The following is a 12,259-nucleotide window of genomic DNA, read 5'->3' as shown; positions in this document are numbered from 1 at the left end:
GTGTAGCTGTGCTTGGGGTCGGCGAAGACCTCGTCGCGCGAGCCGTATTCGACCGCCTCGCCGAAATACATCACCATCACATCGTCGGCGATGTAGCGCACCACGGACAGATCGTGGCTGATGAAGACATAGGTCAGCTGGAACTCGTCCTGCAGGTCGGCGAGCAGGTTGAGCACCTGTGCCTGCACGGAAAGATCGAGCGCCGAGACCGGCTCGTCCAGCACCAGCAGGCTTGGGTTGAGCATCAGCGCGCGGGCAATGGCAATGCGCTGGCGCTGGCCGCCCGAGAACATGTGCGGGTAGCGGTTGTAGTGCTCGTGACCGAGGCCGACCTTCTTCAGCATCTTCATCGCAAGGTCGCGCCGCTCGGCCGCCGGCTTGTCGGTGTTGATCAGCAGAGGCTCGCCCAGCACGTCGCCGATCTTCTGGCGCGGATTGAGCGATCCATAGGGGTTCTGGAAGACGATCTGGACCTTGCGGCGCATCTCTTTGGTCAATCCGCCCTTGGCGATGTCGACCTTGTTGCCGTCGATGAACAGGTCGCCTGACGTCGCCGGATCGATCAGCGTGATGATGCGGGCGAGCGTCGACTTGCCGCAGCCGCTTTCGCCGACGATGGCCAGCGTCTTGCCCTTGTCTACCTTGAAGGACACGCCCTTGACCGCGTGCACGGTGCGCGGCCCGGTGAACAGGCCACCACCGATATGGTAGTCGCGGACGATGTTCTTGCCTTCGAGGACCGTGGTGCTCATGAGGCGGCTCCCGCGGCAGAGGGGGCCGGCTCGAACAGCATGTCGGAAACGGTCGGCAGCCGGTCGCCGACGGCGTTCTCCGGCAAAGCCGACAACAGCGCCCGCGTGTAATTGCTTTTCGGCGATTCGAACAACGACAGCACGTCGGCCTCTTCCATCTTGCGGCCCTTGTACTGGACGATGACGCGATCGGCGGTCTCGGCCACCACGCCCATATTGTGGGTGATCATGATCAGGCCCATGCCGTATTTGGCCTGCAGCGAAACCAGCAGATCGAGGATCTGCTTCTGGATGGTGACGTCGAGCGCCGTCGTCGGCTCGTCGGCGATCAGCAGTTTCGGATTGCAGGCGATAGCGATGGCGATCATGACGCGCTGGCATTGGCCGCCCGACATCTGGTGCGGAAACGAGCTCAGCCGTTCTTCCGGATCGGCGATGCCGACCAGCTTCATCAATTCGATGGCGCGGGCCCGCCGCTGAGCGCGATCCATACCCATATGGAAGCGCAGCACCTCCTCGATCTGGAAGCCGACGGTGAAGCACGGATTGAGGCTGGCGATCGGCTCCTGGAAGATCATCGAGATGTCCTTGCCGACGATCTTGCGGCGTTCGGACGGGCTGAGCTTCAGGAGATCGACGCCGTCGAAGGCCATGCGGTCTGCCTTGACGGTTGCCGTGTTGGGCAACAGGCCCATCACCGCGAGCATCGCCACGGACTTGCCGGAACCGGACTCGCCTACAATCGCCAGCACTTCGCGCGGCTCGATCGAGAGGTCGATGCCTTGCACGGCCATGAACGGTCCGGCCGCGGTGTCGAAGGAAACGGTGAGGTTCTTGATCTCGAGCAGAGGCATGCTCACGACCTCTTCAGCTTGGGGTCGAGCGCGTCGCGCAGGCCGTCGCCGATCAGGTTGATGGCGAAGACGGTGATCAGGATGGCGAGGCCCGGGAAGGTCACCACCCACCAGGCGCGCAGGATGAACTCGCGCGCTTCGGCCAGCATGGTTCCCCATTCCGGCGTCGGCGGCTGCGCGCCCATGCCGAGGAAGCCAAGGGCCGCCGCCTCGAGGATGGCGTTGGAGAAGGACAGCGTCGCCTGCACGATCAGCGGCGCGATGCAGTTGGGCAGGATGGTGACCAGCATCAGCCTGAGATGGCTGGCCCCGGCGACCTTGGCCGAGACGACATATTCGCGGGTCTTCTCGGCCATCACGGCGGCGCGGGTGAGCCGGGCGAAATGCGGCTGCAGCACAAAGGCGATGGCGATCATGGCGTTGACGAGGCCAGGGCCGAGAACCGCGACAAGCACCAGGGCCAGCAGCAGCGACGGGAAGGCCAGGATGATGTCCATGATGCGCATGATCAGCGTGTCGACCCAGCCGCGGCAGTAGCCGGCGAGCAGGCCGAGAATGACGCCTGAGATCAGCGCTGACGTGACGACGACGAAGCCGATGGCGAGCGAGAACCGCGAGCCGTAGATCAGCCGCGACAGCATATCGCGGCCGACAGCGTCGGTGCCGAGCAGGAACTGCGCGTTGCCGCCTTCCTGCCAGGCCGGCGGCGTCAGGAAGAAGTCGCGGAACTGATCGTCCGGCGAATGGGGCGCCAGCAGCGGCGCGAAGATGGCGATCAGGATCAGCAGCGCAAAGACGAAGAGCCCGATCACCGCGCCCTTGTTGACGGAGAAGTAATGCCAGAACTCGCCGAACATCTGCAGCCTGGCGTCCTGCGGCTTGACGACGGTCGCGGCTTCGATGGTGGCTGGGCCTTCGTTGCTCATGTCAGTTGGCCCGGATGCGTGGGTTGATGACGGCGTAGAGCACGTCGACGATGAGGTTCACCGACATGACGATCAGCGCGATCAAAAGCAACCCGCCCTGCACGGTGAAATAGTCGCGCTTGGAAATGGCGTCGATCATCCATTTGCCGATGCCGGGCCAGGAGAAGATGCTCTCGGTCAGGATGGCGCCGGTCAAAAGCGTGCCGACCTGCAGGCCGATGGTGGTGACGACCGGGATCAGCGCGTTGCGGAAGGCATGCAGGCCGATGACGCGGCGCGGCGCCAGGCCCTTGGCACGCGCGGTGCGGACATAGTCCTCACCCAGCACTTCGAGCATCGCCGACCGCGTCTGCCTGGCGATGACTGCGAGCGGGATGGTGCCGAGCACGATGGTCGGCAAGATCAGGTGCGACAGCGCCGAACGGAAGGCGCCCTTCTGGCCCGAGATCAGGGAATCGATGGTCATGAAACCGGTCACCGGCTTGAAGAAATAGAGAAGGTCGATGCGGCCGGAAACCGGCGTCCAGTGCAGCGTGCCGGAGAAGACGATGATCAGCAGCAGGCCCCACCAGAAGATCGGCATGGAATAGCCCGCCAGCGCCGTGCCCATCGTCAGCTGATCGAACCAGGAGCCGCGACGGATCGCGGCGAAGATGCCGGCGGCGACACCCAGGATGACGGCAAAGATCATGGCGAAGATGGCGAGTTCGACCGTTGCCGGGAAGCGCACCAGGAAATCCTTCAGCACCGGCGTCTTGGTGGAAAACGAGGTGCCGAAATCACCGCCGAGGATGTTGGTCAGATAGGTCAGATATTGTTGCCAGATCGGCAGGTCGAAACCGAACTGGTGCATGAGCGCCGTGTGGCGTTCGGGCGACAGGCCGCGTTCGCCCGCAAGCACCAGCACCGGATCACCGGGCAGGATGCGCACGAAGCCAAAGGCGAGGATGGTTATCCCGATGAAGGTCGGGATGATGAGGGCGAGCTTGCCGAGGATATAACGCAGCATGGCGGGCGAGTGGGGGCGCCACCAAGTGGCGGCGCCCCCGTATCGCAACCTTATTCGGCGATATCGACGCCGTCGAAGCGATGGATACCGAGCGGATCCATCGCAAAGCCGGTGACGGTCTTCTGCATCGGCATGAACACCTTGGAGTGAGCGAGCGTCGCCCAGGGTGCCTGTTCCTTGAAGATGACCTGTGCCTGTTCATAGAGCTTGGTGCGCTCGGCCTGGTCCGAAACGGTCTTGGCCTTGTTGATGAGCGCATCGAAGTCCTTGTTGCACCATTCCGCGCGGTTGTTCGAACCGACGGAAGCGCAGCTCAGGAGCACGCCGAGGAAGTTGTCCGGATCGCCATTGTCGCCGGTCCAGCCGACGATGACGGCGCCGTCGTGATCGACCGCGGAAGCGCGCTTGAGGTATTCACCCCAATCGTAGCTGACGATCTCGACGGTGACGCCGACCTTGGCGAAGTCCGCCTGGATCAGTTCGGCGGTACGGCGCGCGTTCGGCATATACGGGCGCGACACCGGCATGGCCCAGACGTTCATCTTGAGGTCCTTGACGCCGGCCTCTTCAAGCAGCTTCTTGGCTGCATCCGGATCGTAAGGATCGTCCTTCACTTCCTTGTTGTAGGACCACATGGTCGGCGGGATCGGATTGATCGCCACCTGGCCGGCGCCCTGGAAGACGGCGTCGATGATGGCCTTCTTGTTGATGGCCATGTTGAGCGCCTTGCGGACGCGCACGTCGTCGAACGGCTTCTGCTGGGTGTTGTACATCAGCGCGCCGACATTGAGGCCTTCCTGCTCCTCGACCTTCAGGTTCGGATCGGCCTGCAGGCCGGCGATGTCGGCCGGTGCCGGGTACGACATGATGTTGCATTCGCCGGCCTTGAGCTTCTGCGCGCGCACCGCCGGATCGGTGGTGATGGCGAAGACCAGATCGTCGATCTTCTGCTTGCCGCCCCAATAGTCCGGGTTGGCCTTGTAACGGATGGCGGCGTCGGTCTGGTAGTCAACGAAGATGAACGGACCGGTGCCGATCGGCTTCTGGTTGAACAGCTCAGGCGTCTTGTCGGCCTGCAGCTTGTCGGCATATTCCTTGGAGACGACCGAAGCGAAATCCATGCCCAGCGTTGGAATGAAAGTGATCGCCGGCTCCTTGAGGATGAACTTCACCGTCAGGTCGTCGACCTTCTCGACCTTGGCGATGTTTTCGCCGAACTGGTCATTGTAATACTGGTATGCAATGCCCGGAATGTACTGAAACCAAGGGCCGTTCTTGTCGACCTGGCGTTCGAACGAGAACACCACGTCGTCAGCGTTGAAGTCGCGCGTCGGGGTGAAATAGTCGGTCGCGGCGAACTTGACGCCCTTGCGCAGCTTGAAGACATATTCCTTGCCATCGTCGGAGATCGTCCAGCTCTCGGCCAGGCCCGGCGAGGTCGTCGTCTTGCCGTGATCGAATTCGACAAGGCGGTTGAAGACGGTGCGCGATGACGCGTCGAACGTCTGGCCTGCGGTATACGGCGCCGGATCGAAACCTTCCGGCGAAGCTTCCGCGCAGTAGACCAGAGTTTTCGCATTGGCCACGCCGCCCAGGACGCTTGCAGCCAGCAACGCGGCTGCAAAAGTCAGCTTCTTATTCATTGAGCACTCCCTGATGTTCTTCCAAGCCCCTCTATCAGGCTCGCGAAGCGCGCATATAAGCACCGTTTTTCCGGCTTTGGAACACCCCGTTTGCTTACCCCGCGGGAAGCAGGAAAAAAATCCGCTATTTTGCCAGATTGCAGAAAAAATTAGCAGTTTCTTCCATTCACGAGATTATTAACAACCGAATTTTTTTATTGATCGCCAAGCTGACGACATAAATGTTCCCCGCGCTTCCGAGCGGCCGAGGGATGCGCCAGGACACCATTTGGCAGCGCCGGCGGCGGCAAGGACTTTCGACGGAAAATCTTTCGCCGTGTTGCCGCAAGGGCAAGACTTGCACGGTCACCAAGGGAGGCAATACATAGGGTATAACGGCCGCAGCGGAGGGCGCCCTTGTCAATTCAGAGGCGAGGTCAATTCAGGGGCGAGCGCGGCGCGAATGAACAAACTTGTCCAGGGAGGAACGGGTGGCAAAAGCATCAAGGACGACGACGGTGAAAGCGGGAGCCAAGGCGCCGTCGAAAGCAGCCGGTACTGCCAAGCCGAAAGCACCCATTGCCAAAGTCGCCACGCCGAAGGCGGCCGCGGCGCCCGTAAGGGCAAGCACAAAGCCGGCGGTGAAAGCCCCGGCCAAGGCCGCGGCCGGAAAGACGGCGCCGGGGAGTAAAGCGGGTGCGGCAAAGCCTGCTGTCAGGCCGGCGTCGAAGGCTGCGGCGGCGGTGAAGGCCCCACCGGCGGCAAGGCCGGCCGCCGCCACCGCCAACCGATTGCCGAAAGCATTGACGGCGCTGGCCGCCGGCTTGCCGGAAAAGCCGTGGCTCAAGAGCTATCCGAAAAACGTGCAGGCGGAGATCGGCGCCCTGCCCTACAGCTCGATCGGCGATTTCCTCGTCGGCGCCTGCAAGCAGTTTTCCGCGCAGCCGGCCTTCACCTGCATGGACAAGTCCATCAGCTACACCGATGTCGAGCGGCTGTCGGCGGCCTTCGGCGCCTACCTGCAATCGAAGGGCCTGCAGAAAGGCGCGCGCGTCGCGCTGATGATGCCGAACGTGCTGCAATACCCGGTGGCGATGATGGCGATCTTGCGCGCCGGCTATGTCGTGGTGAATATCAATCCGCTCTACACGCCGCGCGAGCTCGAACACCAGTTGAAGGATTCCGGTGCGCAAGCCATCGTCATCCTGGAAAACTTCGCCAACACCTTGCAGGCGGTGATCGCGAGGACGGCGGTCAAGCATGTGGTGGTCGCCGCGATGGGCGACATGCTCGGCGGCCTGAAGGGCACCATCGTCAATTTCGTCGTGCGCCGCGTGAAGAAGATGGTGCCGGCATGGTCCTTGCCCGGCCATGTCAAGTTCAATGCCGCCATGAAGGCCGGCGCCGGCATGGGCTTCAAGCCGGCCAAGGTGGAAGCAGACGATGTCGCCTTCCTGCAATATACGGGCGGCACCACGGGCGTGTCGAAGGGCGCCACACTGCTGCACAGAAACGTGCTCGCCAACGTCGCGCAGAACGCGCAGTGGATGGAGGACGCCTACACGATCAAGCCGAAACCGGCGCACCCCAACTTTATCTGCGCGCTGCCGCTCTATCATATTTTCGCGCTGACCGTGAACGCACTGATGGGCATGCAGCAAGGCGCCCGCAATGTGCTCATTCCCAATCCGCGCGACATTCCCGGCTTCGTCAAGGAACTGCAGAAGTATCCGGTGCACATCTTTCCCGGCCTCAACACGCTGTTCAACGCGCTGCTCAACAATGAGGATTTCCGCAAGCTCGACTTCAAGCCGCTGGTGCTGACGTTGGGCGGCGGCATGGCGGTGCAGAAGGGCGTCGCCGAACGCTGGAAGACGCTGACCGGTTGTTCGGTCACCGAAGGCTACGGCCTCTCGGAAACCTCGCCGGTCGCCACCGCCAACAAGTTCACCGCCGGCGACTTCACCGGCACCATCGGCCTGCCGCTGCCCTCGACCGAGATCGCCATCCGCGACGACGACGGCAACAATTTGCCGCTCGGCGAGGTCGGCGAGGTCTGCATCCGAGGACCGCAGGTGATGGCGGGCTACTGGAACCGGCCCGATGAGACCGCCAAGGTGATGACCAAGGATGGCTACTTCAAATCCGGCGACATGGGCTTCATGGACGAGCGCGGCTACACCAAGATCGTCGACCGCAAGAAGGACATGATCCTGGTTTCGGGCTTCAATGTCTATCCGAACGAGCTCGAGGAAGTCGTGGCCATGCATCCGGGCGTGCTCGAAGTGGCGGCGGTCGGCGTGCCGGACGAGCATTCGGGCGAGGTGCCGAAACTGTTCGTGGTCAAGAAGGATCCGGCGCTGACCGCAGAGACGCTCACCGCCTTCTGCCGCGAGAACCTGACCGGCTACAAGCGGCCCAAATACATAGAATTCAGGACCGAGCTGCCGAAGACGCCGGTCGGCAAGATCCTGCGGCGAGCACTGCGCGAATAGTGGACGGCGATCTTGCCGACAACGATGCTCTGGATCGATGCTCACGCCTCGACCCGGCAACCTTCATCAAGGCGAACATGCGCCTTGTCCCCGTGCCTGCGCTTCCAGAAATCCAGTTTTATACAGCTCACCCCGGCAGCGGATTGAGGCGGCTCGTCGAGCCCGAAGACGATGCGGAAGACGCGCCGGAGCCACAACCGCCCTACTGGGCCTATGCATGGGCCGGCGGCACCGTGCTCGCACGCTATGTCCTTGACCATCCAACAACCGTGGCGGGACGCCGCGTGCTCGACCTTGGTGCCGGCTCCGGCCTTGTCGGCATCGCCGCAGCTAAGGCTGGGGCACGCGAAGTGATCGCCGCCGAGATCGACCGCAACGGCGTTGCCGCTCTTGAGCTCAACGCGGTCGCCAACGGCGTTGCCATCACAATAATAGGCGAAGACATCACCGCCGGCCCGCCGCCGGCAGTTGACCTCGTGCTCGCAGGCGATGTTTTCTACGGGTGCGACGTTGCTTTACGCATCACCCCGTTCCTCGATCGCTGCCTGGCAGCCGGCATCGACGTGCTGGTCGGCGATCCCCGTCGCAACGATCTGCCGCTGTCCCGACTGCGGTTGCTCGCCGAATACCAGGTGCCGGATTTCGGCGACGCGAAGGGTGCTGCGACCAAGCCGAGCGGTGTCTTTTCGTTTGAGGCGGAAGAGCGCTGACGCTGAGATCAATCCCAGTCACTCGGAATGGCCGGGTTCGACCTCGTTCCGGACCTTTGTCAGGTGAGTACGACTGCCAGAAGGCAGCCATACAGAGCTGACATTCGGCGGCGCAAAATTGGGGTATGATCCAAGGCGCGTTATTCGGGCGTCGTAGGGTGGCTCGGCGAGTCGCAAAACGGCGGGATGGCGCGTTGCTGCCATCACCCCGGCAATGTCGATGTTGCGTTGTCTAACGCTCAGTTCTTCAAGGTCCCCGTCTCAAGCTTGGAGTGCCGCATGGTTGGCCCGCAAGAACTCGGCCGCTGTCATCGGCTTGCGGCCCAAGAGTTTCTCGAGATCCCCCGCCGTGCCGCCCCATTCTCCGGCGTTGATGCCTTGCACCCACACAAGCGCGAAGCGGGCGGCCTGCTCGGGCAGACCCGCCGCCACTAAGTGGGCGATGTAATCGTGATCCGAGCCGGAAACAAACGGCACTCGCTTGCCGCTGACATCCGACAGGATCTGTGCGACATCCGCGAAGGACACGGCGGGATCGCCATACAGCGAGTATGTCTTGTATTCATGGCCGTCTTGGCTCAGCACAATGGCATGCGCCTCTGCTAGGTCGTCACGGCTGGCATAGCCCGCCTTGCCCGCACCAGCCGGCACGTGAACCCCGGTCTCCAGGGCGTTTCCGCCGATGTAGAATGGGATGCTCTCGATAAAGGGCGGATGACGGACGAGCGTGTAGGCTAGGCCGGACGCCTTCAGTTTTTCCTCGACGAACAGATCCTGCTCGGTGATATCCGACAAGGTGAAGGCGGATCCTGCTTCGTGGATGATCGGCATATAGACGATGCGCTTAACGCCCGCCTGCCGAGCTGCGCTAATGGCATTTTGGTGCTGGGTATTGCGATCGGTAAAGGCCGTGGCGGATACGAGCATTAGCTTATCAATGCCCTCGAACGCGCGCACCAGTCCGTCATAGTCGAGATAGTCGCCTTGGCGGATCTCAATCCTATCGGCCGCCAGATCGGCCGCCTTGGCGGGATCGCGGGCCAGGCCGACGAGATCGCTGGCGGGCAACCGCTTCAGGAGATGTTGGAGAGTTTTTCGGCCGATATTGCCGGTTGCGCCGGTTACGAGGATCTTGGCCATGGTGATTTCCTTTGGGCTTTTGCACATCGACACCGTCGTCCGATCCAGGTAAGTCAGAACAGACCTGCAAACCAGTACCGACTATTTGGTAAGTGCCAAAATTCGGAGATCGACGTGACCGAGACAAATTTCCAATGCGGCCTGGAAGCGGTTCTTGCCATCCTTGGAGGCAAGTGGAAGCCGCTTGTCGTCTATCATCTGGCCAGCGGGCCCAAACGCACCGGTCAACTCCGCAGGCTCGTTACCAACGTGAGCGAGAAAATGCTGATCCAGCACCTGAAAGAACTGACGGATGATGGCGTTATTCGTCGCATTGACTTTCAGACGGTGCCGCCGCACGTCGAGTATGAACTAACCGACTTTGGTCAAAGCCTGGCCGGAGTACTCGCGCCCTTGTGCGAATGGGGAACTCATCATACGTCCGAGGTAGCCCTGATCGTGCAAAATCGATCGCGCCCTTCTGCAGGTGCGTAGCGGTCCCAAATCTGGCGGTGGACCAAGGTCCGCCTTTGAGGGAACAGCCCGTCTCCTTTCCACCAATCTCAGCCGTGGGCGGGAAAGCCCAAGTTGATTTGCCCGGCCTCCGCCGTCAGATCGTCTCCTTGACCCGCGCCGAGAGAAAATCCGGCAGGTCGGCGACCGAATCCAGGACCACATCGGCAATGCCGGCCAGCGATTCGCGGGTGCCGGTGCCGGAGAGCACGCCGACTGCCAGCCCGCAGCCGCCGGCACGCGCCATTTCGAGGTCGTGCCTGTTGTCGCCGACCATGGCGATCTCCGCCGGCCTGAGGCCGGTGAGGTCGCTGAAAGCCAGGATGGTGTCGGGCGCCGGCTTCGGATTGGCCACCGCGTCGTAGCCATAGGCCGCGTCGAACAATTGGGCGACGCCGAGCGTCACCAGCGTCTTTTCCGCTCCGCTGGTCGAATCATTGGTGGCGACGCCAAGCCGGTAGGATTTCCTGTGCAAGGCCGTCAACGTGTCGACGATGCCCGGCAGCGCCACGGCCATCGCCGAGCCCTGCACAGAGGTGATCTCGTTGAAGCGGGCAACCGCAAGCATCTGGTCCTCGTTGGACAGGCGCGGAAACCACAATTCGACGACGTCGAGATTGGTGCCGGACGCAAAGATCGAGTCGGGCTTGAAGCGTTTGTTGGCGAAATCGAAGCCGGCGGCGGCCAGCAGCCTGTCGGCTTTCCAGCGATCGCCCTCGGACGCATCCATGGCCATGAAGTCGGCAACGCCGAGCCAGGTGGCGTTGAAGTCGACAAGCGTGCCGTCCTTGTCGAACAATATTCCCTTGATGTCTGCCAAACTTTTCACTCCGAGCCACGCAAATGGTGGATGAATCCCACAAGGCCAGCGGTCGATGCATCCCGCTTGGCGGCACTTTCCTTGCCCTCCACGACAGGCAGAAGGCCGGTGGCCAGTTCCTTGCCGAGCTCGACGCCCCACTGGTCGAAGGAGTTGATGTCGAACAGCGTGCCCTCGACGAAGACGCGGTGCTCGTAGAGCGCGATCAGCCGGCCGAAGGTGCGTGGGTCGAGTTTGCGGTAGAGGATGGTCAGCGAGGGCCGGTTGCCCGAGAAGACGCGGTGCGGCGCTATCTTGTCGACCTCGGCCGGCTTCATGCCCTTGGCCAGCATCTGGGCGCGGGCTTCGTCCAGCGTGCGGCCCTTCATCAGCGCTTCCGACTGCGCCAGGCAGTTGGCGAGCAGCAGATCGTGCTGATGTTTGAGTTCCGGCTCGTGGCCGACCGCCGCGGCGAGGAACTCGACCGGGATGAAATCGGTGCCCTGGTGCAGCAGCTGGAAGAAGGCATGCTGGCCGTTGGTGCCGGGCTCGCCCCAGACCAGCGGTCCGGTCGGCGTCGTCACCTCTGTGCCTTCGAGGGTGACGCTCTTGCCGTTCGATTCCATGTCGAGCTGCTGCAGATAGGCCGGCAGCCTGGACAGGCGCTGGTCATACGGGATGACGGCGCGCGCCGGGTAGCCGCAGATGACGCGATGCCACCAGCCAACCAGTCCAAGCAGCGCCGGCAGGTTCTCCTGCACCGGCGCGGTGCGGAAATGCTCGTCCATCTCGTGCGCGCCATCGAGGAAGGCGCGAAAATTCCGCGGACCGACAGCAATCATCACCGGCAGGCCGATGGCGCCCCACAGCGAATAGCGGCCGCCGACCCAATCCCAGAAGCCGAAGACGCGATCCGGCGCGATGCCGAACCGGGCCACCAGGTCGAGCGCGGTGGAGACGGCGGCGAAATGCTTGCCGACCGCTTCCTTACCCAGTGCTTCTTGCACCCATTTCCGAGCGGTTTCGGCATTGGTCATCGTTTCGACGGTGGTGAAGGTCTTGGAAGCGATGATGAAAAGCGTGGTTTCGGCGGAGAGGCCCTTCAGCGTGTCGTGGATATGGGCGCCATCGATGTTGGAGACGTAGTGGGCGCGCGGCCCGTCATGATAGGGCGCCAGCGCCAGCGTCGCCATGGCCGGGCCGAGATCGGAACCGCCGATGCCGATGTTGACGATGTCGGTGATCTTCTTGCCGGTGGCGCCGGCCGCCTTGCCCGAGCGCACGGCATCGGCAAAGGCGCCCATGGCGTCGAGCACGGCGATGACGTCAGCCTTGACGTCCTGGCCATCGACGGTGACGCCCTTGCCGGTCAGGTTGCGCAGCGCCGTGTGCAGCACGGCACGGTCCTCGGTGACGTTGATCTTCTTGCCGGCGAACATAGCGGCGCGGCGGCCTTCGAG

General features: G+C 62.6%; 11 protein-coding genes. 3 read left to right on the top strand and 8 right to left on the bottom strand.

All coding sequences use genetic code 11. The features are described 5' to 3' along the window. From EN939_RS06230 to EN939_RS06210, 5 genes are all read right to left on the bottom strand, one after another. The coding region (locus tag EN939_RS06230) for an ATP-binding cassette domain-containing protein (protein WP_127267323.1) at positions 1–752 on the bottom strand (752 nt) is incomplete at its 3' end. Continuing rightward, a complete protein-coding gene (locus EN939_RS06225; RefSeq protein WP_127267322.1) occupies positions 749–1,606 on the bottom strand; it encodes an ABC transporter ATP-binding protein in 858 nt (285 codons plus the stop codon). The genes EN939_RS06225 and EN939_RS06230, both read right to left, overlap by 4 nt. Before the next feature lie 2 nt (positions 1,607–1,608). Continuing rightward, complete coding sequence (locus tag EN939_RS06220) at positions 1,609–2,463, bottom strand: ABC transporter permease subunit (protein WP_224618710.1); 855 nt, start codon at positions 2,461–2,463, stop codon at positions 1,609–1,611. A 70-nt stretch (positions 2,464–2,533) separates the two neighbouring features. Then, entirely contained in the window at positions 2,534–3,541 is a 1,008-nt protein-coding gene (locus EN939_RS06215; RefSeq protein ID WP_127267321.1) for an ABC transporter permease subunit, read from the bottom strand. A 50-nt stretch (positions 3,542–3,591) separates the two neighbouring features. After that, positions 3,592–5,184: an ABC transporter substrate-binding protein gene (locus EN939_RS06210; RefSeq protein ID WP_127267320.1), complete on the bottom strand. Its 1,593-nt coding sequence runs from the start codon at positions 5,182–5,184 to the stop codon at positions 3,592–3,594. Positions 5,185–5,654: 470 nt separating this feature from the next. Between EN939_RS06210 and EN939_RS06205 the strand changes: the two genes are divergently transcribed. Both EN939_RS06205 and EN939_RS06200 read left to right on the top strand, forming a co-directional pair. Continuing rightward, positions 5,655–7,658, top strand: coding sequence for a long-chain fatty acid--CoA ligase (locus tag EN939_RS06205; RefSeq protein ID WP_127267319.1), 2,004 nt, complete (start codon positions 5,655–5,657; stop codon positions 7,656–7,658). Further along, positions 7,658–8,368 carry a class I SAM-dependent methyltransferase gene (locus EN939_RS06200; protein WP_236383350.1) on the top strand — a complete coding sequence of 237 codons (711 nt, stop codon included), beginning with the start codon at positions 7,658–7,660 and terminating at the stop codon, positions 8,366–8,368. Before EN939_RS06205 ends, EN939_RS06200 begins: the two co-directional genes overlap by 1 nt. Before the next feature lie 261 nt (positions 8,369–8,629). Here EN939_RS06200 and EN939_RS06195 read toward each other — a convergent pair whose 3' ends face one another. After that, the gene (locus tag EN939_RS06195; protein ID WP_127267318.1) at positions 8,630–9,508 is read right to left on the bottom strand and encodes an NAD(P)H-binding protein; all 879 of its coding nucleotides are present in this window, start codon (positions 9,506–9,508) and stop codon (positions 8,630–8,632) included. 114 nt (positions 9,509–9,622) lie between these two features. Between EN939_RS06195 and EN939_RS06190 the strand changes: the two genes are divergently transcribed. After that, positions 9,623–9,982, top strand: a complete 360-nt coding sequence (locus EN939_RS06190; RefSeq protein ID WP_127267317.1) for a winged helix-turn-helix transcriptional regulator — start codon at positions 9,623–9,625, stop codon at positions 9,980–9,982. Positions 9,983–10,097: 115 nt separating this feature from the next. On the opposite strand, the gene EN939_RS06185 is transcribed toward EN939_RS06190, so the two are convergent. Both EN939_RS06185 and pgi read right to left on the bottom strand, forming a co-directional pair. After that, positions 10,098–10,820, bottom strand: a complete 723-nt coding sequence (locus EN939_RS06185; RefSeq protein ID WP_127267316.1) for an HAD family hydrolase — start codon at positions 10,818–10,820, stop codon at positions 10,098–10,100. Between the two features lie 5 nt (positions 10,821–10,825). Further along, the coding region (gene pgi, locus EN939_RS06180) for a glucose-6-phosphate isomerase (protein ID WP_127267315.1) at positions 10,826–12,259 on the bottom strand (1,434 nt) is incomplete at its 5' end.

This window comes from Mesorhizobium sp. M7A.F.Ca.CA.002.05.1.1 (genome assembly GCF_003998335.1).
Taxonomy (GTDB): domain Bacteria; phylum Pseudomonadota; class Alphaproteobacteria; order Rhizobiales; family Rhizobiaceae; genus Mesorhizobium.
This window is presented reverse-complemented; position numbering and strand designations above follow the sequence as displayed.